At 68.4% G+C, this 23,607-nt stretch carries 26 protein-coding genes and 1 pseudogene; 18 read left to right on the top strand and 9 right to left on the bottom strand.

Annotated elements, in window-relative coordinates:
- Positions 1–8: 8 nt before the first annotated feature.
- The 10 genes from ASF45_RS26630 (at position 9) to ASF45_RS26585 (ending at position 6,229) form a co-directional block, all read left to right on the top strand.
- Positions 9–431: a BLUF domain-containing protein gene (locus ASF45_RS26630; protein WP_056670658.1), complete on the top strand. Its 423-nt coding sequence runs from the start codon at positions 9–11 to the stop codon at positions 429–431.
- A gap of 133 nt (positions 432–564) precedes the next feature.
- Positions 565–942: a response regulator gene (locus tag ASF45_RS26625; RefSeq protein WP_056670655.1), complete on the top strand. Its 378-nt coding sequence runs from the start codon at positions 565–567 to the stop codon at positions 940–942.
- 59 nt (positions 943–1,001) lie between these two features.
- Positions 1,002–2,342, top strand: a complete 1,341-nt coding sequence (locus ASF45_RS26620) for a CHASE3 domain-containing protein (protein WP_056670954.1) — start codon at positions 1,002–1,004, stop codon at positions 2,340–2,342.
- 160 nt (positions 2,343–2,502) lie between these two features.
- A complete protein-coding gene (locus ASF45_RS26615) occupies positions 2,503–2,667 on the top strand; it encodes a DUF1328 domain-containing protein (protein ID WP_082524985.1) in 165 nt (54 codons plus the stop codon).
- 91 nt (positions 2,668–2,758) lie between these two features.
- On the top strand, positions 2,759–3,184 hold the full coding sequence (locus tag ASF45_RS26610) for a hypothetical protein (protein ID WP_056670649.1): 426 nt from the start codon (positions 2,759–2,761) through the stop codon (positions 3,182–3,184).
- A gap of 42 nt (positions 3,185–3,226) precedes the next feature.
- Positions 3,227–3,613 carry a hypothetical protein gene (locus ASF45_RS26605; protein WP_056670646.1) on the top strand — a complete coding sequence of 129 codons (387 nt, stop codon included), beginning with the start codon at positions 3,227–3,229 and terminating at the stop codon, positions 3,611–3,613.
- Positions 3,600–4,085 carry a hypothetical protein gene (locus tag ASF45_RS26600; protein WP_056670643.1) on the top strand — a complete coding sequence of 162 codons (486 nt, stop codon included), beginning with the start codon at positions 3,600–3,602 and terminating at the stop codon, positions 4,083–4,085. Before ASF45_RS26605 ends, ASF45_RS26600 begins: the two co-directional genes overlap by 14 nt.
- Before the next feature lie 71 nt (positions 4,086–4,156).
- The gene (locus ASF45_RS26595; RefSeq protein WP_056670641.1) at positions 4,157–4,474 is read left to right on the top strand and encodes a BON domain-containing protein; all 318 of its coding nucleotides are present in this window, start codon (positions 4,157–4,159) and stop codon (positions 4,472–4,474) included.
- An 84-nt stretch (positions 4,475–4,558) separates the two neighbouring features.
- Entirely contained in the window at positions 4,559–5,707 is a 1,149-nt protein-coding gene (locus tag ASF45_RS26590) for a putative zinc-binding metallopeptidase (RefSeq protein WP_056670638.1), read from the top strand.
- A gap of 33 nt (positions 5,708–5,740) precedes the next feature.
- Positions 5,741–6,229, top strand: a complete 489-nt coding sequence (locus ASF45_RS26585) for a Crp/Fnr family transcriptional regulator (RefSeq protein WP_063887792.1) — start codon at positions 5,741–5,743, stop codon at positions 6,227–6,229.
- On the opposite strand, the gene ASF45_RS26580 is transcribed toward ASF45_RS26585, so the two are convergent.
- The 3 genes from ASF45_RS26580 to ASF45_RS26570 all read right to left on the bottom strand — a co-directional run bounded on the left by ASF45_RS26580 (position 6,223) and on the right by ASF45_RS26570 (position 7,673).
- Positions 6,223–6,960, bottom strand: a complete 738-nt coding sequence (locus ASF45_RS26580) for a metallophosphoesterase (RefSeq protein ID WP_056670633.1) — start codon at positions 6,958–6,960, stop codon at positions 6,223–6,225. The genes ASF45_RS26585 and ASF45_RS26580 overlap by 7 nt on opposite strands.
- An 88-nt stretch (positions 6,961–7,048) precedes the next feature.
- A complete protein-coding gene (locus tag ASF45_RS26575; protein WP_056670630.1) occupies positions 7,049–7,465 on the bottom strand; it encodes a BON domain-containing protein in 417 nt (138 codons plus the stop codon).
- 10 nt (positions 7,466–7,475) lie between these two features.
- Positions 7,476–7,673 carry a CsbD family protein gene (locus ASF45_RS26570; protein WP_056670627.1) on the bottom strand — a complete coding sequence of 66 codons (198 nt, stop codon included), beginning with the start codon at positions 7,671–7,673 and terminating at the stop codon, positions 7,476–7,478.
- Positions 7,674–7,860: 187 nt separating this feature from the next.
- On the opposite strand from ASF45_RS26570, the gene ASF45_RS26565 reads away from it, so the two are divergent.
- Entirely contained in the window at positions 7,861–8,730 is an 870-nt protein-coding gene (locus ASF45_RS26565; protein ID WP_056670624.1) for a TIGR00730 family Rossman fold protein, read from the top strand.
- On the opposite strand, the gene ASF45_RS26560 is transcribed toward ASF45_RS26565, so the two are convergent.
- Genes ASF45_RS26560 through pncB form a run of 5 tightly spaced genes read right to left on the bottom strand, consistent with a single transcriptional unit; the run spans position 8,718 to position 14,831 of the window.
- Entirely contained in the window at positions 8,718–9,902 is a 1,185-nt protein-coding gene (locus ASF45_RS26560) for an MFS transporter (protein ID WP_056670621.1), read from the bottom strand. The two genes, ASF45_RS26565 and ASF45_RS26560, sit on opposite strands and share 13 nt — an antisense overlap.
- Complete coding sequence (locus tag ASF45_RS26555; protein ID WP_056670618.1) at positions 9,899–11,236, bottom strand: DNA recombination protein RmuC; 1,338 nt, start codon at positions 11,234–11,236, stop codon at positions 9,899–9,901. The genes ASF45_RS26560 and ASF45_RS26555 overlap by 4 nt, the downstream gene beginning before the upstream one ends.
- Positions 11,229–12,212 carry a D-glycerate dehydrogenase gene (locus tag ASF45_RS26550; RefSeq protein WP_056670615.1) on the bottom strand — a complete coding sequence of 328 codons (984 nt, stop codon included), beginning with the start codon at positions 12,210–12,212 and terminating at the stop codon, positions 11,229–11,231. The genes ASF45_RS26555 and ASF45_RS26550 overlap by 8 nt, the downstream gene beginning before the upstream one ends.
- Positions 12,213–12,225: 13 nt before the next feature.
- A complete protein-coding gene (locus ASF45_RS26545; RefSeq protein ID WP_056670613.1) occupies positions 12,226–13,638 on the bottom strand; it encodes a sodium:proton antiporter in 1,413 nt (470 codons plus the stop codon).
- A complete protein-coding gene (gene pncB / locus ASF45_RS26540) occupies positions 13,635–14,831 on the bottom strand; it encodes a nicotinate phosphoribosyltransferase (RefSeq protein ID WP_056670610.1) in 1,197 nt (398 codons plus the stop codon). The genes ASF45_RS26545 and pncB overlap by 4 nt, the downstream gene beginning before the upstream one ends.
- 217 nt (positions 14,832–15,048) lie before the next feature.
- Between pncB and ASF45_RS26535 the strand changes: the two genes are divergently transcribed.
- The gene (locus ASF45_RS26535; protein WP_056670607.1) at positions 15,049–15,273 is read left to right on the top strand and encodes a CsbD family protein; all 225 of its coding nucleotides are present in this window, start codon (positions 15,049–15,051) and stop codon (positions 15,271–15,273) included.
- A 91-nt stretch (positions 15,274–15,364) separates the two neighbouring features.
- Positions 15,365–15,718, top strand: a pseudogene (locus tag ASF45_RS26530) (hypothetical protein); the annotation flags it as partial.
- A 102-nt stretch (positions 15,719–15,820) separates the two neighbouring features.
- Here ASF45_RS26530 and ASF45_RS26525 read toward each other — a convergent pair.
- A complete protein-coding gene (locus ASF45_RS26525; protein WP_056670604.1) occupies positions 15,821–16,276 on the bottom strand; it encodes a thioesterase family protein in 456 nt (151 codons plus the stop codon).
- Positions 16,277–16,469: 193 nt separating this feature from the next.
- Here ASF45_RS26525 and ASF45_RS26520 point away from each other — a divergent pair, with 193 nt between their 5' ends.
- The 5 genes from ASF45_RS26520 (at position 16,470) to rpoD (ending at position 23,597) form a co-directional block, all read left to right on the top strand.
- A complete protein-coding gene (locus ASF45_RS26520) occupies positions 16,470–17,021 on the top strand; it encodes a phasin family protein (protein ID WP_056670601.1) in 552 nt (183 codons plus the stop codon).
- Between the two features lie 188 nt (positions 17,022–17,209).
- Positions 17,210–18,250: an extracellular solute-binding protein gene (locus ASF45_RS26515; RefSeq protein ID WP_056670598.1), complete on the top strand. Its 1,041-nt coding sequence runs from the start codon at positions 17,210–17,212 to the stop codon at positions 18,248–18,250.
- A gap of 102 nt (positions 18,251–18,352) precedes the next feature.
- Positions 18,353–19,111 (top strand): 3-hydroxyacyl-CoA dehydrogenase, encoded by a 759-nt coding sequence (locus ASF45_RS26510; protein WP_056670594.1) that lies wholly within the window; start codon positions 18,353–18,355, stop codon positions 19,109–19,111.
- Positions 19,112–19,154: 43 nt separating this feature from the next.
- Positions 19,155–20,999 carry a DNA primase gene (dnaG, locus tag ASF45_RS26505; RefSeq protein WP_056670591.1) on the top strand — a complete coding sequence of 615 codons (1,845 nt, stop codon included), beginning with the start codon at positions 19,155–19,157 and terminating at the stop codon, positions 20,997–20,999.
- Positions 21,000–21,248: 249 nt separating this feature from the next.
- Positions 21,249–23,597, top strand: coding sequence for an RNA polymerase sigma factor RpoD (gene rpoD, locus ASF45_RS26500; protein ID WP_056670588.1), 2,349 nt, complete (start codon positions 21,249–21,251; stop codon positions 23,595–23,597).
- Positions 23,598–23,607 lie beyond the last annotated feature (10 nt).

Here is a 23,607-nt window from a genome sequence, read left to right as displayed (position 1 = left end):
GGCCGCCCATGCTCGTCCGTTTGCTCTATGCCAGCCGTGCCGTGGACACCAGCCCCGGCGCCATCGAAGCCATCCTGACCCAGGCCCGCGAACACAACCCGAGCTGCGGCATCACGGGCATCCTGTGCTATGGCGGCGGCATCTTCCTGCAGGCCATCGAAGGCGGCCGCATGGCCGTGAGCGAACTGTTCGGCCATATCCAGAAGGATTCGCGCCACAAGGATGTCGCGTTGCTGCACTTCGAAGAGATCAGCGAGCGGCGCTTCGGCGGCTGGACCATGGGCCAGGTCAACCTGAACCGGCTCAACCATGCCATCTTGCTCAAGTACTCGGAGCGGGCCGAGCTCGACCCCTATGCGGTGTCGGGCAAGGTCTCGCTGGCGCTACTCGAAGAATTGATGGCGACCGCCTCCATCATCGGGCGGGTGTGAGGAAACCGGGTGTATACCCGGGCGCCGGAACTACCGATGTGTAGGCAAGCTCCTACGCGCCGGTCCAGGGCACGCTGGCACAATCTTTCGAGCGCGGGTGATCCCCCTGCCCGCGGCCAGAACCCCAAACGCCGTGCCGCTCAGAACCTACATCGTCGAAGACAACCCCACCATCCGCGAGAACCTCGTCGCGACCCTGGAGGAACTGGCGAACATCCAGGCGGTGGGCAGCGCCGAGACCGAGAACGAGGGCAAGGCCTGGCTCACCGAGAATGGCCGGCAATGGGATCTCGCCATCATCGACCTGTTCTTGAAGCAAGGCAGCGGCCTCGGCATCCTGCACGCCTGCAAGGACCGTGCACCGGGTCAGAAGCTCGTGGTGCTCTCCAACTACGCCACGCCCGACATCCGCAAGCGGTGCGCCCAGCTGGGCGTCGATGCGGTGTTCGACAAATCCAACGAGATCGATGCGCTGATCGATTTTTGCGTCGAGCATTCGTCGCGCGCCTGAGCGCGGGGGGCTGACGCGTGCCGCGCTTCGCACGTCCGCGCTGGCTGTCCATTCCGACGATGGCGATCAGTCTGCCGCTGGCGATCCTCGCCGCGGCGGTGCTGATCGCGATCAACGAGACCGGCCACAGCCGGTCCATGGCCGCGCTGTCCAGCATGACGCAGGTGCAGCAGACGCGCAGCGGCGTCACCCAGCTCTTGCAGCACATGCTGGACGCCGAGACCGGCCAGCGTGGCTACCTGCTGACCGGCGACGCGCGCTACCTCGAACCCTACGAAAGCGCCACCTCGGTCATCGCGCAGAACCTGGACGCGCTGCGCGGCCTGTACCTGCAGCACCCGCGCGAGCTGGAGCTGTTCGCCGAGCTCTCGCGCAACGTGCAGCGCAAGCTGGCCGAGATGGACGTCAGCGTGCGCCTGCGCAAGCAGGGCCACGAGGACGCCTGGAAGTTCGTGCTCAGCACCGACGTCGGCCAGGAGCACATGAACGCGATCCGCGAGCAGTCCGCGCAGTTGCTGCAGGTGGCGCTGCTGCGCCAGGCGGCGGGCGAGGCGCAGATCACCCAGGCGCTGCAGCTCTCGCGCATCGGCATCGCGCTGGTGGCCATGGTGGGCCTGCTGGCCTTCTACATGTACCTGCGCCAGACGCGGCGGTTGCAGGCCGTGGACCAGCGTGTGCAGGAAGACCTGCAGCGCGAGCGCGACCTGCTGGGCCAGCAGGTCAAGGAACGCACGGCCAGCCTGGCCGAGCTGGCCACCCACCTGCAGGAGGTGCGCGAGCGCGAGCGCGGCCACCTCGCGCGTGAGCTGCACGACGAGCTCGGCGCGCTGCTGACGGCCGCCAAGCTCGACGTGGCGCGCCTCAAGTCGCGCCTGGGCGCGGACTCGCCCGATGCCCAGCAGCGCATCCAGCACCTGACCGACACGCTCAACAGCGGCATCGCGCTGAAGCGCCGCATCATCGAAGACCTGCGGCCGTCTTCGCTGACCAACCTCGGGCTGGTCACCTCCCTGGAGATCCTGGCGCGCGAATTCGGCGAGCGTTCGGTGCTGTCGGTCACGACCAGCCTGGAGCCGGTCGAACTCGACGAGGCTGCGCAGCTCACCGTCTACCGGCTGGTGCAGGAGTCGCTGACCAACATCGGCAAGTACGCGCGGGCCCAGCAGGTGCACGTGAGCGTGCAGAACTACGGCAACCATGTGACTGTGGAGGTCGAAGACGACGGCCAGGGCTTCGACACCAGCCGCACGGCCCCGGCGGCCAGCCACGGCCTGGCCGGCATGCGCCACCGTGTCGAGGCCGCCGGCGGACGCTTGGCCATCCACTCCACCGCGGGCCAGGGCACGCGCATTTCCGCCACGCTGCCACTGCGCACGCAGGTGCCGCGCGCCGACACCTGAGCCACCGCCGGCCTGCGGGGTCGGCACCCTCCTACGCAGGCAGCGCACTGCAACCGACGGTGCGAGCCGCTGGCCGCTGATCGGCAGTCCGCCCCGCGCTCCGTACGCTTGCGACCAGACCACAACGATGGTCTTGATCCACAGCCACAAGGAGTCCGTCATGCTGCACTACTCGGTCGTTTTCCTGGTGATTGCGCTGATCGCTGCCGTCTTCGGCTTCGGCGGCATCGCAGCCGGAGCCGTCGAGATCGCCAAGATCCTGTTCTTCATCTTCGCCGTCATGGCCATCGTGGGCTTTGTCGTGAGCATGGTGCGGCGCAATTAGCCACCACACGCCACCGGCGACGCCGCCCAGCCAGAGCACCAGGCACGCCGGTCCTCCTGTCTTTTGCCCCAACGAACACAAGGAAACTGCAATGAACTTCCGCACGCACAACGGGCTGGCCCGCGACGCCGACCAGATGACCCGCCACCTCTCCGACCGGGTGCTGCAGTCGGCGCACGAAGCGGTCGACTCCACCCGCGACCTGGCCCAGCATGCGCTGGACAGCGCCGACGGCGCGGTGCGCAGGGCGCGCGGCCGCATCGACCCCGCGCTGGAGGACATTGCCAGCAACGCGCAGAAGCTTGCGCACCGCAGCCTGGACCTCGCATCGCAGACCGGCGCACGCGCACAGCAGACGCTGCGCCAATGCGCGGCCGTCACCGAGCGCTACGTGGCCGACCAGCCCGTTCGCGCCATCCTGATCGCCGCCGCCGCGGGTGCCGTGATCGCCGCGCTGGCGATGGTCACCGCGAGCAGCGCGCGCAAGCGCCGCGAGAACGCGCACCGCAGCTACTGAGCCGCACGCCCTGCCCTTTCCACGCTGCACCCCACCACGACGATGCTGCATCCCATCTTCTCCACCGTGGTCTCCCGGCCCGACCTCGTGGTCGACCACCTGTCGGCCTACCTGGCCCTGGCCAGCGAGGAGGCCGCGGCCACCGGCCGCGACCTCAAGCTGCGCGCGCTGGCACTGGCCGTGGCGGGCGTGTTCGGCCTGATGTTCGTGCTGCTGGCCGGCGTGGCCGCCATGCTGGGCTTGCTGCACGGGCAGTTCCACTGGGGCCTGGCGGCGGTGCCGGGCGTCGCCCTCTTGATCACGCTGGCGGCCTTGCTGGCCAGCCGGCGTCCCTCGCCCGGCGAGCGCTTCGCAGAGTTGCGCCGGCAGATGGCGGCCGACATCGGCCTGTTGCGTACCGCAGGAGAAGGTGGCCATGGACACCATTGAACTGGCCAGCGAGCCCACGCCGCGCGAGCGGCTCGAGATGACCCGCAACGCGCTGGCGCGCCAGCTCGCGCGCCGCCGCCGCCCCGGCCTGCCGCCCGAGGATCCGGAGGCGGCACACCAGCAGGGCATGCTGCCGCGCATGCGCCGCGCGGCCCGCGTCTGGTGGCATTCGCACCCGATGCACAACGCCATCGATTTCGCCCGGCCCGCCCTGCAGGACTACGCCGAGGACAAGCCCTACCGGCTGGTCGGCATCGCTGCCGGGGCCGGTGCTGCGCTGGCACTGCTGCGCGTGTGGCACCTGCTGCCACTGACCGGTGTGGCCTTCGCCCTCATGAAATCGTCCGACCTGAAGGCCACGGCACGCTCGTTCGTCGCCGCGCCGCAGGGCGCGGATGCCGATCCCCGCGAGGAGGAAATCCCGCGCACGACCGCAGCGGTGGCGCCTGGCCACCGCACGGGCGCTGCGTGAGACCGGCGCCAGGCCTCGTGCAACCTGTCGCCGCCACTGTTCCGCACCACAACAAACCACAGGAGCCAACCATGCGCACCTTCCGCCCCATCACCCTCATCCTCGTCGCCGCCCTGAGCGCGGCCACCATCACCGGCTGCGCCGTCGTGCGCGATCAGCAGACCATGGGCGCCTACGTCGACGACGCGGCCATCACCACCGCGGTGAAAGCCAAGTTCGTCGAAGACAAGACCGTGGACGCCGGCGCCATCAACGTCCAGACGCTGAACGGCACCGTCAACCTGTCCGGCTTCGCCAAGTCCGGCGCCGAACGCAGCCAGGCCGAGCGCCTGGCGCGCGAGGTCAAGGGCGTGCGCGACGTGCGCAACACGCTGGCCGTGCGCCCCTGAGCGGCACTCGGCAGACCCGAGGCTGAACGGGCGCACACCACGGGTGTGCGCCCGTTTTTCGCGAGACGGCCAACAAGGCATTCCATGCAGATCTTCAGTTGCGACCACTGTGGTCATCCGGTGTTCTTCGAGAACGTGCAATGCCTGCAGTGCGGCAGTGCGCTGGCCTTCGTGCCCGAGCGCATGGCTGTCACGGCCATCGAGCCCGTGGCTGGCCCCGCGCCGGCCACGCCGCCGGACCCTCAGGCGCCGCAAGCCGATCCGCTGTGGCAGCCGCGCAGCACCGACGAGGGCAGCACGCCGCAGTACCGGCTGTGCCAGAACCAGACGCGCTACCAGGCCTGCAACTTCACGGTCGCGTCCGACGACCCCAACCCGCTGTGCATGTCCTGCCGGCAGACGCGCATCCTGCCCGACCTGTCGGTGCCCGAGAACGTGCCGCGCTGGATCCGCATCGAGACGGCCAAGCGGCGCCTGCTCTACACCCTGCTGCGCCTGGGCCTGGCGGACCCGCGCGCCAAGGAAGGCCCCATCTACCAGTTCATGGCCGACCTGCCCGGCCAGGCACCGGTCATGACCGGCCATGCCGCCGGCGTGATCACGCTGAATGTGGCCGAGGCCGACGACGACGAGCGCGTGCGCCGCCGCGTGCAGCTGTTCGAGCCCTACCGCACCCTGCTGGGCCACCTGCGCCACGAGTCGGGCCACTACTACTGGGACCAGCTGGTGCGCGACCATCCGCAGCGCCTGGCCGACTTCCGCGCGCTGTTCGGCGACGAGAGCCAGGACTACATGCAGGCTCTGCAGGCCCACTATGCGGCCGGCGACGGCAAGCCCGACTGGCGGCCGGGCTTCGTGAGCGCCTACGCGGCGGCCCACCCCTGGGAGGACTGGGCCGAGACCTGGGCCCACTATCTGCACATGGTGGACCTGCTGGAGACCGCGGCCTCCTACCGCACGCGCATCGTGCTGCCCAGCGCCGAGGGCGCGCAGCCCAGCCGCCCGGCCGATCCGTTCCAGGAGGGCCGCAGCAGCTTCGACGAATGGATCGCGCAATGGGTCCCGGTCACGCTGCTGCTCAACAGCCTGAACCGCAGCCTGGGCCAGGACGATGCCTACCCGTTCGCGCTCAGCGAGCAGGCGCTGCGCAAGCTGCGCTTCGTGCACGACGTGATCGCCCAGGCCGGCGCAGCTCTTGAGGCCGATGCCCAGCCCGAGGCCACGCCGGCATAGACCCGCCCGCGCGCCGGCCCCAGAATCGGGGCCATGTCCTATCCCTCTCCCACGGCCAGCCCCTGGCCCGAGCGTGCGGTTCCGGCCGGCACCATGCTGATCCGGGAAGCCGAGCGCAGCGACCACCTCTACGTCTTGCGCCAGGGCGCATTCGACATCGTGCGTGCCGGCGTGCGCATCGTGCAGGTGCGCGAACCCGGCGCCTTCCTGGGCGAGATCGGGCCGCTGCTGGACACGCCGGCCAGCGCGAGCGTGATCGCCGCCAGCGACAGCCTGGTGCAGGTCATTCACCCCGCTGGCGCGGCGGTGCGCAGCGACCCGGCCCTCACGCTGGCCATTGCCCAGTTGCTGGCGCGCCGGCTGCAGACCGTCACGGCCTATCTGGTCGACCTGCAGCAGCAGTACGCGGGCACCGGCACGCACCTGGCGCTGATGGACCAGGTGCTGGCGCGCCTCATGGAGCAGCAGCCCAGGCCGCCGCACGCGCCGGGCTCCGAGCGCGCCGACGTGCCAGATTACTGAAGCTGTTCCAAAGCCCGCGTTTCCACGCCGGCCAGCGAGATCCAGGTGGCGGTGCCGGCCGCGAGGTCGATCTCGATGCGCGCAGGCACATCGCCGATCTGCCGGCCCGCATTGAACAACCAGGTGCCGCCGATGCGCTCGGCCCAGGCACCGCCGGCCTTGAACGGGGCTTCGTGGATGTGACCGCAGAGCACGGCGCTGGGGCGCAGGCGGCCGACCAACTCGGGCAGCAAGGGATCGCCGTAGTGGCGCCGGCCGGTCCAGCTGAGGCCGCCCTCGGGCGGGGCGTGGTAGACCCAGACCCAGCGCCCCGCGGCGGCCTCGCCGCGGCGCAGCGCGGCGGCCTCCAGTTGCCGGCGCACGGCGTCCTGCGCATGCGGGCCATCCCACCAGGGACAGACCGTGAACAGCGTGCCGCCAATGCAGACGCTGTCGCCATCCACCGCCAGCCGCGGGCCACGCAGGCCATCGAGCCAGTCGGCCGTCTTCTCGCCGGCGGCATTGCGGGTGTTGAGGTCGTGGTTGCCCGAGCACGCCAGCACCGGCACCAGGGCCGACAGCCGCGCCAGCGTGGTCGACAACGCGGCCACCTGCACCTCGGCCGGCACGGCGGACACCACGTCCAGGTGGTCGCCTGCCACCACCACCGCATCGAAGTCCGCCGCCCTCTGGAACAACCAGTCGTACTGGCGCAGTTTGTAGTGCAGGTCGGAGGTCAGCAGGATGCGCATCGCGCCCGACTTTAAGCGCCCATGCGGCGCACGGCACAAAAAAAAGGAGCCGCTCGAAAGCGGCTCCTCTGTGCGGTGGGGATGGAGATCAGCCCGCGCGCACTTCCAGGTTGTTGTTGACGCCGGCCACGCCGTCCACGGCCTGGGCCAGGCTGGTCGCGCGGTCCTTGGCTGCGGCCGTGGGTGCCGGGCCATTCAACGTGACCACGCCGGACTTGGTGTCCACGTTGATCTTCATGGCCGAGAGGTCCGGGTCCTTGGCCAGGCTGGCGTTGACCGAGGCTGTGATGGCGGCATCGTCGACCTTGCGCTCGACGTTCTGCGCCATGTTGCCGGCGGCGGTGGCGGTGCGCTCCGCGGCCGAGTCCACGCGCTGGCCCACGGTCGGTTCGGTCGGCTGGGCGCCGGCGGTGTCCACGCGCTCACCGCAGGCCGCCAGGCCCAGTGTCAGCGCGCTGGCAGCCAGCAGGCCGGCTGCGCGCAGGGAGAGTTGCTTGGTCTTCATGCTGGGCTCCTCACAGCTTGTCCACGGCGTCCTTGGCCTTGTCCTTGGCATGCTCGCGGGCGTCGCCGAAATGCTTCTCGGCCTTGCCCATGTTCTTCTGCACGTTGCCCTCGGCTTGCAGGCTGGCATTGCCCACGGCCTTGCCCGCGACTTCCTTGACGGCGCCCTTGGCTTGTTCGACGCGGCCGGAAACTTGGTTCTTGTTCATGGTGGATGTCCTTTCCTGACAGGTTGGTGGAAGGCCTGCGGCACTGCCGCTGCGGCCTGGGTCCATCATGGTCGGGCGGGCGGCCCGGGCCTGTCGGCACGAACCGATGCGGGCGTAGGACACGGGCGCCGCTCCAGGCCAGTCGAGAAACCCGAGGGTTCATGCTTTGCCTGCAAAATGCTTCCAAATGGAAAACACCGACACCCTCGACAAGCGCAATGTGGACGTGGCCACCGCCTGGGCCCAGTTGCAGGCCTCCGCGGACCAGGGCCAGCCGCTGCAGGCCGATGCCTACCGGCTCGCCTTCGCCGACCCCGAATTCCTGCTGCGCCGCGAGACGCGCGGCATCCGCTTCCAGCTGGAGATGCTCAAACCCGACCTGGAGCAGCAGGCCCAGGGCATTGAAAACACCATCGTGGTGTTCGGCAGTGCGCGCTTCCCGGCGCCCGAGCAGGCCGAACTGGAACTGGCCGAGGCGCGCAGCAGCGGCGACGACAAGGCACTCCAACTGGCCGAACGCCGCATGCGCAACGCCCGCTACTACGACCAGGCCCGCCGCTTCGCCGAACTGGTGGCCCGCGACAGCGCCAGCCGCCCCGCGGCCGAACGCCTGGTGATCTGTACCGGCGGCGGCCCCGGCATCATGGAAGCGGCCAACCGCGGCGCGCACGAGGCCGGCGCGGCCAACGTGGGCCTGAACATCGCGCTGCCGCACGAGCAGAGCGGCAACCGCTTCATCACGCCCAGCCTGTCCTTCAAGTTCCACTACTTCGCGCTGCGCAAGATGCACTTCATGATGCGTGCCAAGGCGCTGGTGGCCTTCCCGGGCGGCTTCGGCACGCTGGACGAACTGTTCGAGGTGCTCACGCTGGTGCAGACCGGCAAGGCCAAGGCCGTGCCCATCGTGCTGTTCGGCTCCAACTACTGGAAGCGGCTGCTGAACTTCGAGGTGCTGATCGAGGAAGGCGCGATCTCGCCCGACGACCTCAAGCTGTTCAGCTACGTGGACCAGCCCGAGGACGCCTGGGCCGCGATCCAGGCCTTCTACGCCTTGTGATCGCCGGGCACGATCTGTAGGCGCAGCACAGCGCGCCCGCCCAGCGCGAGCATGCCGCCGACGATCCAGAACACCCCGCCGATGCCGATCAGCACGCCGACCGTGCCGAACAGCATGGGCATGGCCACGCTGGAGGCATTGATGGTCATGAGCCGCAGGCCCAGCGCCTCGCCCTGGCGGTGCGGCGGCGTGATCTGGTGCAACAGGCTCATGACCATGGGCTGCACAGCCCCCAGGGCCAGGCCCAGCACCACCGAGCAGGCGCCCATGGACCAGGGCGAGTACAGCAGCGGGTAGACCGCGAACACCGCCGCCGTGACCACGGTGGAGGTGAAGATCACATGCCGCTCGGCCACGCGCGCCGCGATCACGGGCAGCAGCACGCGCACCAGCGCGGCGGCGATGGCGAAGGCGCCCAGCAGCGTGCCGATCACGGCGGCGCTCAGGCCGCGCTCGTGGCCCAGCACCGGCAGCACGAAGGAATGCACATCCCAGCTGGAGGACTGCAGCCAGTTCACGAACAGCAGGCGGCGGAACATGGGCGCGCGCAGCAAATCCCAGGCGCGCGTGGGGGCCGCGCCCGCGGGCGGCGGGCTCGGCGGCTGCTCCTGGGCGCGGCGCACCAGCAGCCAGCTGGCCAGCGGCAGCAGCGCTAGCGCGAAGAAGCTCACGCGGAAGGCCAGCAGGTCCGCAGGCGCGCGCCCGGCATGGTCGATCAGCAGGCCCGCCGCGAAGGGCCCAAGGAAGTTGGCAGCCGCCGGCGCGATGGCCAGCCAGCTGAACACGCGCTTGAGTTCGCTGGTGTCGTGCGCGGAGCGGCCCACGTGGCGCTGCAGCGCGATCACGGTGGCGCCGGTGGCGCCGCCTGTCATGAGTGCGGCCACGCACATGGCCATGAAGCTGGGCCACACCAGAGCCAGCAGCACGCCGCCCGAGGCCGCCACCGCCGACAGGGTAATCGGCAGCTTCAGGCCATGGCGGTCGGCGAAGCGGCCAGCCGGTAGCGCGAGGAACACCTGGGTCAACGCGAACAGCGCGATCAGCACGCCGACGGCCGCCGGGCTGTGGCCCTGCTGCAGTGCCAGCAGCGGCGTGGCCAGGCGCATGCCGGCCATGGTGGCGTGCAGGCAGACCTGGGCCCCGATCAGGCGCAGCAGTTCGCGGCCCGTCATGCGTCGGCCTCGTCGTCCTCGGCCAGCAGCGCCTGGGTGCCGGGCAAGGCCTCCACGTCGCGCAGGCGCCGCGTCAGCACGTTGCTGCGGGTCTGCGCCTTGTCCAGCGTGTTGAGCACGGTCTGGGTCTGGCGCCGCACGTCGGCCAGCACGCCGCCGAACTTCTGGAACTCGCTCTTGACGGCACCCAGCACCTGCCAGACCTCGCTGCTGCGCTTTTCCAGCGCCAGCGTGCGAAAGCCCATCTGCAGCGCGTTGAGCATGGCCAGCAAGGTGGTGGGACCAGCCAGCGTGATGCGGTGCTCGCGCTGCAGGGCTTCGACCAGGCCGGGCCGGCGCAGCACCTCGGCGTAGAGGCCCTCGGTGGGCAGGAACAGGATCGCGAAGTCGGTGGTGTGCGGCGGCTCCACGTACTTGTCGGAGATCGACCGGGCTTCCAGCCGGATGCGGCCTTCCAGCGCACGCGCAGCCTGCTCTACAGCCGGCGCATCGGCGCGCTGCTGCGCGTCGAGCAGGCGTTCGTAGTCCTCGTTGGGGAACTTGGCGTCGATCGGCAGCCAGACCGGCGCGCCGTCGTCGCCGCGGCCGGGCAGGCGCACGGCGAAGTCCACCGCATGGCGCTGGCCGGGCCGCGTGGCGACCTGGGCCGCGTACTGCTCGGGCGCGAACACCTGCTCCAAGAGCGCGGCCAGCTGCGCCTCGCCGAACATGCCGCGCGTCTTCACATTGCTGAGCAGGTGCTTGAGGTCGCCCACGCCCTGGGCCAGGGTCTGCATCTCGCCCAGGCCCTTGTAGACCTGCTCCAGCCGCTCGGCCACCTGGCGGAAGCTCTCGCCCAGGCGCGTCTCCAGCGTGCTCTGCAACTTCTCGTCCACAGTGCGGCGCATCTCGTCGAGCTTGCCGGCATTGCTGGCCTGCAGCTGGGCCAGTTGCGTTTCCATGGTGGCGCGCACTTCGGCCAGGCGCCGGGCGTTGGACTCCGACAGGCCCATGAGCTGCTGGGCCAGCGTGTCGGCCAGCGACTTCTGCAGCAGTGCCAGCTGCTGGGCCAGCGCGTCGATCTGGGCGTTCTGCGTGCGCGTGGCCTCGGCCCCCTGGGCCAGCAGCGTGCGCTGGAAGCTGGCGAGCGCCTGAGCGCTTTCCTGGCGGCTGCCGCGTGCGCCGTCGGTCAGCTCCTGGCGCAGGTTGCGTTCGGTGCGCTCGGTGTGGGCGCGCACCAGGTCATCGAATTCGGCCGCGCGGGAGGTCGGCCGGCTCAGCAGCAGCACGAGCAGCACCACGTTGAGCGCTGCCAGGCCCAGCAGCAGCCAGGTGGCGAGCGGAAGTTCAGGCATGCAGGGCGGCGGCGTTCAAGGGTGTCAAGGGTTTGCCGTGCACGAGGTAGCCGATCAGGTTGTCGGCCGCGAGATTGGCCATGGCCAGGCGTGTGGGCACGCTGGCGCTGGCGATGTGCGGGGTCAACACCACGTTGGGCACGCTCAGGAGACCCGGGTGCACCGAGGGCTCGCCCTCGAACACGTCCAGGCCGGCGGCGGCGATGCGCCTGTCCTTGAGCGCCTGGGCCAGTGCGGTGTCGTCGACGATGCCGCCGCGCGCGATGTTGATGAGCGTGGCCGTGGGCTTCATCTGCGCGAGTTCGGCCGCGCCGATGGCGTGGTGCGAAGCAGGCGAGTACGGCAGCACCAGCACCAGGTGGTCGGCCTGGCGCAGCAGCTCTTCCTTGCTGACGTAGCGGGCCTTGCACTCGGCCTCGAGTTCAGGCGCGAGGCGCGAACGGTTGTGGTAGACCACGTTCATGCCGAAGCCATGGGCGCCGCGCCTGGCAATGCCCTGCCCGATGCGGCCCATGCCCAGGATGCCGAGCGTGGCGCCGTGCACGTCGCTGCCGGCGAAGAGGTCGTAGCTCCACTTCGTCCATTGGCCGGCGCGCAGGTAATGCTCGCTCTCGGCGATGCGCCGGGCCGTGGCCATCAGCAGCGCGAAGCCGAAGTCGGCCGTGGTCTCGGTCAGCACGTCGGGCGCGTTGGTGGCCAGCACGCCGCGCGCGCTCATGGCGTCGAGGTCGAAATTGTTGTAGCCCACCGCCATGTTGGCAGCAATCTTGAGATCGGGGCAGCGCGCCAGCAGGGTCGCGTCGATGCGCTCGCTGGCCGTCGTGAACACGCCCTGCTTGCCGGCCAGGCGGGCCGCCAGTTCGTCGGCGCTCCAGCTCGCGTCGGCCTGGTTGTCGCTGACCTCGAAATGCTCGGCCAGCCGGGCCAGCACTTCGGGGAACACGGCACGGGCGACGAGGACGGAGGGCTTGGACATGGATGGGCGCCTTTCAGACGAAGAAGATGAACGTGAGCACGACGAACAGCGGCACCAGCACGGCACAGGACCAGGCCATGTAGCCGAAGAAGCTGGGCATGGCCACGCCGCGCTCCTCGGCAATCGCCTTGACCATGAGGTTGGGCGCGTTGCCGATGTAGGAGTTGGCGCCCATGAACACGGCACCGGCCGAAACCGCGGCCAGCGTGGGCGCCAGCGTGGTCATGAGCTGCTGCGGATCGCCCCCGGCGGTGTTGAAGAACACCAGGTAGGTCGGCGCGTTGTCGAGGAACGAGCTCAGCACGCCCGTGGCCCAGAAGTACATGGCGGGCAACGGCTGACCGTCCGGCCCGGTCACGGCACGCACCACGGCACCGAAGGGGCCGTCGGTGCCGGCACGCAGCATCGCGATGACGGGGATGATGGTCAGGAAGATGCCCGCGAACAGCTTGGCCACCTCGGCCATCGGGCCCCAGGAGAACTGGTTGTCGGCATGCACCTTGGCAGCGGTGAGCTTGAGCGAGAGCAGCGTCACCCCGATGAGGCCGATGTCGCGCACCAGCGAAGGCAAGGGCAACGGTGTGCCGGCCACGTCGAACACCACCGGCGATTGCCACAGGCCGCTCATGAGCACCAGGCCGACCACCACGAGCAGCAGCACGAAGTTGATGCTCCCGTCGAAGCCCAGGCGCTGCGTGTCCGGCGTGGGATCGACCGGCAGCACGCCTTCGCGCCGGTAGTACCAGCTGTCCAGGCCATAGAACAGCACCAGCAGGCAGGCCAGCATGAACGCCGTCTCGGGCAGGATGTTGCGCAGCGTCCAGAAGAACTCCACGCCCTTGAGGAAACCCAGGAACAGCGGCGGGTCGCCCAGCGGCGTCAGCGAGCCGCCGATGTTGGAGACGATGAAGATGAAGAAGACGACCACATGGGCCTTGTGCCGGCGGTTGTCGTTGGCGCGGACCAGCGGGCGGATCAGCAGCATGGAGGCGCCCGTCGTGCCCATGAAGCTGGCCAGCACGGCGCCGATGGCCAAAATGGCGGTGTTCAGCGCCGGGCTGCCGTGCAGGTTGCCGCGGATGTAGATGCCGCCGGCCACCGCGAACAGCGCGGTGAGCAGCACGATGAAGGGGATGTACTCGGCCAGCAGCGCATGGACCAGGCTGGCACCGGCCAGGCCCGGCCCGAACACCCACACGAAGGGCACGAAGAAGGCCAGTGCCCAGGCCGCCGTGATCTTGCCGTAATGGTGGTGCCAGATGCGCATGGCGAACAGCGGGAACAGCGCGATCGACAGCAGCACGCCGGCGAACGGCAGCCCCCACCAGGCCGACAGGGCGCGTCCATCGATCTCTGCAGCCCATCCGGCCAGCGGCGCAGCCAGCCCCAGCACGCCTGCCAGCGTGCGCCCAGTGCGGCCGCTCATACGGCGGGCGGCTCGATCTCGAACACCTGGCGCAGGTAGGCCAGGTACTTCTCGTCGTCGCACATGTTCTTGGACGGCGTGTCCGACAGCTTGGCCACGGGCTGGCCGTTGCAGCGCACCATCTTGATGACGATCTGCAGCGGCACATGCGCGGGCGCATCGCCCAGGTCGTTCGTGAGGTTGGTGCCGATGCCGAAGGCCAGTTGGCAGCGGCCGCGGAAGCGCTGGTAGAGCTCGATGGTGCGCGGGACCGTGAGTCCGTCGCTGAAGATCAGCGTCTTGGTGTGCGGGTCCACGCGGTTCTGGCGGTAGTGCTCGATCAGCCGCTCGCCCCAGGTGAAGGGGTCGCCGCTGTCGTGGCGCGCGCCGTCGAACAGCTTGCAGAAGTACATGTCGAAGTCGCGCAGGAAGGCACTCATGCCGTACACGTCGGACAGGGCGATGCCCAGGTCGCCGCGGTACTCCTTGGCCCAGGAGTCGAACGCGAACACCTGGCTGTCGCGCAGCCGCGGGCCGAGCGCCTGGCAGGCCTGCAGGTACTCGTGCGCCACGGTGCCGAGCGGCGTCAGGCCCAGCTTCATCGCGTACAGCACATTGCTGGTGCCAGCCAGCTGGCCGTGCGGGCCCGTGCCCAGGCGATCGGCCAGGCGCCGCAGCACCTCCTCGTGCCAGGTCTTGGAGAAGCGCCGGCGCGTGCCGTAGTCGGCGATCTTGAGGTCGGCCAGGCCCTCGGCCTGCAGCTGCGCGATCTTGCGGTCCAGCCGCTCGCGGCCCTGGGCCAGGCGCGCACCGGCGCCGGTGTTGCGGAAATAGACCTCGTTGACGATGGCCAGCACCGGGATCTCGAACAGGATGGTGTGCAGCCAGGGCCCGCGGATCGAGATCTCGATGTCGCCCGAAGCGAGCGGCTGGACCTCGATGTACTTCTCGTTGAGCTTGAACAGGCCCAGGAAGTCGATGAAGTCGCTCTTGATGAAGCGCAGCGAACGCAGGTAGTTGAGTTCGGCGTCCTGGAAGCGCAGCGTGCACAGGTGGCGGATCTCCTCGCGGATCTCGTTCACATACGGGGCCAGCGCAATGCTGTTGCGGCACTTGAAGCGGTACTCCACCTGCGCGCCCGGGAACTGGTGCAGCACCACCTGCATCATCGTGAACTTGTACAGGTCGGTGTCGAGAAGGCTGCTGAGGATCATGGTTGGCGCGCCGCGCGGGCTTGTCTCCGGCTCAATGCTTCAGGGTGATGACAGCGCATTGTCGCAGGGGCGCCAGGCGGCTTTTTCTGCAGGGCGCAAGGCTTTCAGGCCTACGCAGGCAGACCGGCGCGTCCTACCGCCTGCGGCCCCCACCCTGCCTACAGTGACTCCACGTCCAGAGCAGCCCGCGACGGACGGTTTCACAAGGAGAGAGCACATGAACAACGACAAGCTGGAAGGCAACTGGAAGCAGTTCAAGGGCAAGGTCCAGGAGCAATGGGGCAAGCTCACGAACGACGACCTCGACGTGATCGAAGGGCGTCGCGAACAGCTGCTGGGCCGCATCCAGGAACGCCACGGCGTCGCCCGCGACGAAGCCGAGCGCCAGGTGCGCGACTGGGAAAGCCGCAACCCTGACTTCTTCTTCGAGAAGTCTGTCTGAATCCCCTTCTCCAAAGCAAAGCCACACACCGAGGAGTACCGCCATGCAAGCCACCACCATCAAGCACGCCCTGACCGCCCTGGGTGTCGCCATGACCTTCACCTTCGCATCGCACGCCAGCGCCATGACGCGCGACGAGTACAAGGCCGCCGAAGACCGCATCGAGGCCGAGTACAAGGCCGACAAGCAGCGCTGCGATGGGCTGGCCGGCAATGCCAAGGACGTGTGCCAGAGCGAGGCCAAGGGCAAGGAGAAGGTTGCCAAGGCCGAGCTCGACGCGCAGTACAAGCCCAGCGCCAAGGCGACGGCCAAGGTCGTCGAGGCCAAGGCCGATGCCGCCTACGACACGGCCAAGCAGAAGTGCGATGCGCTCGCAGGCAACACCAAGGACGTGTGCATGAAGGACGCCAAGGCCGCCCACGTGGCCGCCATGGCCGACGCCAAGCGCAGCTGATTGCACGCCGCTGGTGGCCTGGTTGGCACGCGATGGCGTGCGGCAGGCCCGTTCGGGCCGGTCGGGGTTGCACCCGGCCGGCCCGAACCCGTTTCACAGCAGCGGTGCAAGCACGCTGCGCAACGCTTCGGGCACCGGCACGGGCCGGCGGCTTTCCCGGTCCACGTACACATGCACGAAATGGCCATGGGCGGCCGTCTGCGGCGCGCCCTGCGCGAACAGGCCCACCTCGTAGCGCACGCTGCTCCCGCCCAGTCGCGCCACGCGCAGGCCGGCTTCAATGGTCTGGGGAAAGGCCAGCGGGGCAAAGTATTGGCACTGCGTCTCCACCACCAGGCCGATGGTGGGACTGCGCTCGACGTCCAGCGCGCCCTGCTCGATCAGGTACGCGTTCACGGCCGTGTCAAACCAGCTGTAGTAGACGACGTTGTTGACGTGGCCGTAGGCATCGTTGTCGGCCCAGCGGGTGGTGATCGGGCGGAACACCCGGAAGTCTTCGCGCCCACGCGGCTGGGCGCGGGCCGGTGCGGCGGCGGGGGTGGCTGGCATCGCGGCATTCTGCCAGCGGGGTCGTCAAGCACGGGCCGGTTTAGAAGCCGCCCTCTAGATTGTTGCAATGCAGCAAAAAAGGCTTGCACCGCCGCAGTGCGTCCCTATAATTCGTTCCATGCTGCACTGCAACATCAACGGATGAGGCGGGAGAGCAGCAAAGATCCCGCACATTTTCAAACTGGAGATTCATATGCTGACCGCTGACCAAATCGTTGCCACCCACAAAGCCAACTTCGACCTGCTGTTCGGCCTGACCTCGAAGGCCTTCGAAGGCGTCGAGAAGCTGGTTGAACTGAACGTCACCGCTTCCAAGGCCGCCCTGGCCGAAGCCGCCGACACCGCCCAGGCTGCCCTGTCGGTCAAGGACGCGCAAGAGCTGCTGGCCCTGCAAGCCAGCCTGCTGCAGCCGCTGGCCGAGAAGACCGCCGCTTACAGCCGCCATGTCTACGAAATCGCCCAAGGCACGGGCGCCGAGTTCGGCAAGGCCTTCGAAGCCCAGGCCAGCGACGTGCAGAAGAAGTTCCTGTCGGCCGTGGACAGCGCCGCCAAGAACGCCCCCGCCGGTTCCGAGACCGCCGTGGCCGTGTTCAAGAGCGCTGTGGCCGCCGGCACCAACGCCCTGGAATCCGTACAAAAGGCCGTCAAGCAAGCCAGCGACGTGGCCGAAGCCAACTTCAACGCGGTCGCCACCTCGGCCGTGAACGCCGGCAAGACGGCCACCGCCGCTGCCAAGAAGCGTTGATTCGTTGTTCTGGGAGACCGGCGCAGCCGGCTCCCGCGAGTTGTCTCCTCGGGTTTCTTCGAATTCATCGGGATTCAGGAACCCCTTCAAGGGCCCCGCTGTGCGGGGCCTTTTTTTGTGCCGGGGATTTTCGAGAACGATTCGCGTTGGCCTTACCATCGCCGCCTCCCATCGTTCCAGGAAGCTTCATGTTGAAGAGAGCCATTTCCCTGGCTGCGCTGCTGCTGGCAGCCGGCACCGCGCTCGCGCAGGACCAGGTCGTGAACCTGTACTCGGCCCGCCACTACGCCACCGACGAAGCGCTGTACAGCAATTTCACGAAGGCCACCGGCATCAAGATCAACCGCGTGGACGCGGGCGACGCGGACATCATCGCCCGCCTGAAGGCCGAGGGCACGGCCTCGCCAGCCGACGTGATCCTGCTGGTGGACGCGGCCCGGCTGTACCGCGGCGAGGTCGACGGCCTGTTCCAGCCGATCCGCTCCAAGCTGCTGGAAGACGCGATCCCGTCCAACCTGCGTTCGCAGCCGGCGGCCGATGGCGGCATCTCCTGGTGGGGCTTTTCCACGCGTGCCCGCGTGATCGTCTACGACAAGGCCACGCTGAAGGCCAGCGATGTCGACACCTACGAGAAGCTGGCCTCGCCTGCGCTCAAGGGCAAGATCTGCATCCGCTCGGGCTCGCATCCCTACAACCTGAGCCTGTTCGGCGCGGTCACGGAACACATGGGCGAGACGCGGGCCGAGGAATGGCTCAAGGGCATCGTGGCCAACCTGGCGCGCGACCCCAAGGGCGGCGACACCGACCAGATCAAGGGCGTGGCGTCCGGCGAGTGCGGCGTGGGCGTCACCAACAGCTACTACCTGGCGCGCCTGATGCGCTCGACCAACCCGGCCGACCGCACCGTGGCCGAGCGCGTGGGCGTGGTATTTCCCAACCAGAGCAGTTGGGGCACGCACCTGAACATCGCCGGCGGCGCGGTGGCGAAGTACGCCAAGAACCGCGACAACGCCATCAAGCTGCTGGAATACCTGGCCAGCCCCGAGGCCCAGAACTACTTTGCCAACGGAAACAACGAATGGCCGACCGCCAAGGGTGTGAAGGTCGACAACCCGGCGCTGGCGGCCATGGTGCCCAACGGCTTCAAGGCCGAGACGATCCCGATCGGCCAGGTCGGCGCACACCAGTTGAAGGTGCAGCAGATGCTGGACCGGGTGGGCTTCAAGTAGCCGCCTGCGCACCGCGCAAGGGCCGCCTCCGGGCGGCCCTTGTCGTTGGGCGGGCGCCATAATTGACGTTTACGTCAACGTCAAACCACCAAAGGAGCACACATGGACATCGCAGGCAAGGTCTTCATCGTCACGGGCGGCGCGTCGGGTCTGGGCGAAGGAACAGCGAGGGCGCTGGCCGCCAAGGGCGGCCGCGTGGTCGTGGCCGATCTGCAGGCCGACAAGGGCGAGGCCCTGGCCCGCGAGATCGGCGGCGCCTTCGTGCGCTGCGACGTGAGCCAGGAGGTCGATGGCCAGGCCGCCGTGGCCAAGGCCGTGGAGCTGGGCAAGCTCATGGGGCTGGTGAACTGCGCCGGCATCGCGCCGGCCGAGAAGACCGTGGGCAAGAACGGCGCCCATGGCCTGGCGACCTTCCAGAAGACGCTGATGGTCAACCTGCTGGGCAGCTTCAACATGATCCGGCTCGCGGCCGAGGCCATGGGCAAGAACGCGCCAGAGGCCACGGGCGAGCGCGGCGTGCTGATCTCCACCGCCTCGGTGGCGGCCTACGACGGCCAGATCGGCCAGGCCGCCTACAGCGCGTCCAAGGGCGGTGTGGTCGGCATGACGCTGCCGATCGCGCGCGACCTGGCCAAGACCGGCATCCGGAACATGACCATCGCCCCCGGCATCTTCGGCACGCCCATGCTGTTCGGCATGCCGCAGGAGGTGCAGGACGCGCTGGCCGCCAGCGTGCCCTTCCCCTCCCGTCTGGGCACGCCCGCCGACTACGCGCGCCTGGCCATCCACATCTTCGAGAACGACATGCTCAACGGCGAGGTGATCCGCCTGGACGGCGCCATCCGCCTGGCGCCGCGCTGACCTTTCGCCGATGGACAGGCCGCCGCCTGTGTAAGCTCGCCCCGTGGCCATTCCGCAGTCGTTCGTCCAGGAACTCCTCGCCCGCGTCGACGTGGTCGAGGTGGTGGGCCGGTACGTGCAGCTCAAGAAGGGCGGTGCCAACTTCCTGGGCCTGTGCCCCTTCCACGGCGAGAAGTCGCCCTCGTTCACGGTCAGCCCCAGCAAGCAGTTCTTCCACTGCTTCGGCTGCGGCAAGAACGGCAACGCCATCGGCTTCTTGATGGAGCACACCGGCGCAGGCTTCCGCGAGGCCGTGCAGGACCTGGCCCAGCAGGTCGGCATGGCCGTGCCCGACGACGACAGCACGCCGCAGGAACGCCAGCGCGCCGCCGAGCAGCGCGAGCGCCAGGCCACGCTGACCGACGTGCTGGAGAAGGCCGGCGAGGCCTGGCGCAAGGCGCTGCGCCAGTCGCCACGCGCGATCGACTACTGCAAGGGGCGTGGCCTGTCGGGCCAGATCGCCAAGCGCTTCGGCCTGGGCTATGCGCCCGAGGGCTGGCGCAATCTGGCCAGCGTGTTCCCGCACTACGACGACGCGCTGCTGGTGGACAGCGGCCTCGTGATCCACCACGAGGACAGCGAGGACGGCAAGCGCTACGACCGCTTCCGCGACCGGCTCATGTTCCCGATCCGCAACGTCAAGGGCGAATGCATCGCCTTCGGCGGCCGCGTGCTCGGCGACGAGAAGCCCAAGTACCTGAACTCGCCCGAAACCCCGGTGTTCAGCAAGGGCCGCGAGCTCTATGGCCTGTACGAGGCGCGCGAGGCCCTGCGCGACATGGGCTACGTGCTCGTGACCGAGGGCTACATGGACGTGGTGGCGCTGGCCCAGCACGGCTTTCCGAACGCCGTGGCCACGCTGGGTACGGCCTGCACGCCCGACCATGTGCAAAAGCTGTTCCGCTTCACTGACGCCGTGGTGTTCAGCTTCGACGGTGACGCCGCCGGCCGGCGCGCCGCGCGCAAGGCGCTCGAAGGCGCCCTGCCCTATGCCAGCGACGTGCGCAGCGTGAAATTCCTGTTCCTGCCGGCCGAGCACGACCCGGACAGCTACATCCGCGCGCACGGCACCGAGGCCTTCTCGCTCAGTGTGGGCGAGGCCGTGCCGCTGTCGCGCTTCCTCGTGGACGTGGCGCGCGAAGGCTGCGACCTGGGCAGCGCCGAGGGCCGCGCCCACCTGGCCAGCAACGCCAAGCCGCTCTGGGCGCAGTTGCCCGACGGTGCGCTCAAGCGCCAGCTGCTCGGCGACCTGGCCGACCTCGTGCAACTGGACGCGCGCGAACTCTCCGAACTCTGGGAACCCCGGGCCGCGCCCGATGCGCCCAAGCCGCGCCGCCGCCCGGCCAGCAGGGACGAAGCATCGCGGCCCCGCCCCAGCCGCGGCCGCAGCGCCAGCCGCCCCGCGCTGCAGGCCCATGCCAGCCATGTCGCCATGCTGCTGCTGCGCAACACGCTGCTCTGGGACAGCCTCACGCATGCAGACCACGACCTGCTCTGCGCGCTCGAAGGCCCCTATGGCGAGCTGTTCCGCTGGGTCGACCAGCAGGTGCACGAGCACGGCGCCCAGCCCTGGGCGGCACTGGACGTCGGCGTGCAGGGCCAGTCCTTCGAGCCCGAAGCGCGCAAGCTGGTCGCGCAGGACAACATGCAGCCCCTGGGCAAGGTCTTCGACATCGAGGACGTGCCGCTGGCCGATGTGCGGGCCACATTGACCCGGCTGCACCGCGACGTGATCGCCGAAGAACTCAAGTACCTGCAGACGCTGCCAGCCTCCGACCCGGAGCGCATCGGCCGCGAACGCGAGCTCATCCTGCAGCAACTGGCGCTCAAGAAATCTCTGGCGGCTTGAAATCCGCCGCGTCGGCTATAATCTAGGGTTCTCGCGGCAAGAGCGACAGCAGTACCTCCGAGCCCGGCCAACCGATGCCAACACGCGCACGACCGGCCAATCTCATCGCAAGGGCTGCATTCCAAATGATCGCCCCCACATCTTGCCCATGGGCCGTTCTGTCCTGACGGAAAGGCCGGTCCCATCGCCCCCGCGCCGGGTTTCCCGCGGCGCTTGCCCTTTGCGTTTTTCGTGTGTCGAGGTGTATCCATGCCAAGCCAGAAGTCCGAGAAGCCGGTCAAGAAGTCCGTGTCCCCACCTGCCGCAAAGGCTGCTGCCAAGCCGACGCCCAAAGCGAAGGCCGCCGCCAAGTCCCCTACGAAAGCTCTGACTGTGCCCGCATCCAAGACACCCGCCTCGGAAAAGACCCCCAAGACCGCCGCCGCAGCTGCGGCCACGGCCGATGAGACCGTGACCAAGAAGAAGCCCGGCCGGCCGCCCAAGGCTGCCGGCGCCGCTGCGGCCAAGAAGCCTGCCGCTGCCAAGAAGGCCGCGCCCAAGAGCATGGACGAGGACGATGTCGCAGACGACCTGTCCGACATCGAGGAAGAGTTCGCGGAAGAGCCCGCGGCGCCCGTGGCCGCCGCCGACGCACCGGTCGAGAAGGTCAAGCCGCTGCGCATGAAGATCAGCAAGGCCAAGGAACGGGCCTTGATGAAGGAATTCGGTCTGGACGAGACGGTGCTGTCCGAAGAGGACATGGCCAAGCGCCGCCAGCGCCTGAAGGCCCTGATCAAGCTGGGCAAGACGCGCGGCTACCTCACGCACGGCGAGATCTCCGACCACCTGCCCGACAAGCTGGTCGACGCCGAGACGCTGGAAGTCGTGATCGCCACGCTGAACGACCTGGGCGTGGCCGTCTACGAGCAGACGCCGGACGCCGAGTCGATGATCATCACCGACAACGCGCCGACCGGCTCGACCGAAGAGGAAGCCGAGGAAGCCGCCGAAGCCGCCCTGTCCACCGTGGACAGCGAATTCGGCCGCACCACCGACCCGGTGCGCATGTACATGCGCGAGATGGGCACGGTCGAGCTGCTCACGCGCGAAGGCGAAATCGAGATCGCCAAGCGCATCGAAGGCGGCCTCATGCGCATGATGGAAGCCATCAGCGCCAGCCCCGCCACGCTGGCCGAGGTGTTCCGTCTGGGCGAGGAGATCCGTGAAGGCAAGGTCGTCATCTCGACCATCGTCGACGGTTTCTCCAACCCCAACGAGGCCGACGACTATGTGGCCGAGGAAGACTTCGACGAGTTCGACGCGGCCGACGACGACGACGGCAAGGGCGGCTCCAAGGCGCTGACCAAGAAGCTGGAGGAACTCAAGAACGAGGCCCTGTCGCGCTTCGACCGCCTGCGCGAGCTGTTCGAGAAGGTCCACAAGATCTACGACAAGGAGGGCTACGGCTCGGCCAACTACCTGAAGGCCCAGGCGGCCGTCAGCGAGGAGCTGATGACCATCCGCTTCACGGCCAAGACCATCGAGAAGCTGTGCGACCTGCTGCGCGGCCAGGTCGATGACGTGCGCAAGAAGGAGCGCGAGCTGCGCCGCATCATCGTGGACAAGTGCGGCTATCCGCAGGAGCAGTTCATCGCCGAGTTCAGCGGCCGCGACAAGATGGGCCACAAGGTCGCCTCGCACCTGCTGGACTTGAAGTGGATCGAGAAGCAGGCCGCCTCGAACAAGCCCTGGGCCGCGATCATGGGCCGCAACATCCCGCCGGTGCAGGACCTGCAGCAAAAGCTGATGGACATCCAGTCCCAGGTCGTCGTGCCGCTGGACGAGCTCAAGGACATCAACAAGCGCATGAACGAAGGCGAGGCCTCGTCGCGCGATGCCAAGAAGGAAATGATCGAGGCCAACCTGCGCCTCGTGATCTCCATCGCCAAGAAGTACACCAACCGCGGTCTGCAGTTCCTGGACCTGATCCAGGAAGGCAACATCGGCCTCATGAAGGCCGTGGACAAGTTCGAGTACCGCCGCGGCTACAAATTCTCGACCTACGCCACGTGGTGGATCCGCCAGGCGATCACCCGGTCCATCGCGGACCAGGCGCGCACCATCCGGATCCCGGTGCACATGATCGAGACCATCAACAAGATGAACCGCATCAGCCGCCAGCACTTGCAGGAGTTCGGCTTCGAGCCCGATGCGTCCATCCTGGCCGAGCGCATGGAGATCCCGGAAGACAAGATCCGCAAGATCATGAAGATCGCCAAGGAGCCGATCTCCATGGAAACGCCGATCGGCGACGACGACGACAGCCACCTGGGCGATTTCATCGAGGACAGCGCCAACACCGCACCCATCGATGCCGCCATGCAGGCCGGCCTGCGCGACGTGGTCAAGGACATCCTGGACTCGCTGACCCCGCGCGAAGCCAAGGTGCTGCGCATGCGCTTCGGCATCGAGATGTCGACCGACCACACGTTGGAAGAAGTCGGCAAGCAGTTCGACGTGACGCGCGAACGCATCCGCCAGATCGAGGCCAAGGCGCTGCGCAAGCTCAAGCACCCGAGCCGCAGCGACAAGCTGCGCAGCTTCATCGACACGCTGTAAGAAAAAAGCC

It is taken from the genome of Pseudorhodoferax sp. Leaf265 (assembly GCF_001422365.1).
Classification (GTDB): domain Bacteria; phylum Pseudomonadota; class Gammaproteobacteria; order Burkholderiales; family Burkholderiaceae_C; genus Pseudorhodoferax.
The sequence above is the reverse complement of the archived record's forward strand: the minus strand, read 5'-3'. Positions and strand labels throughout refer to the sequence as shown.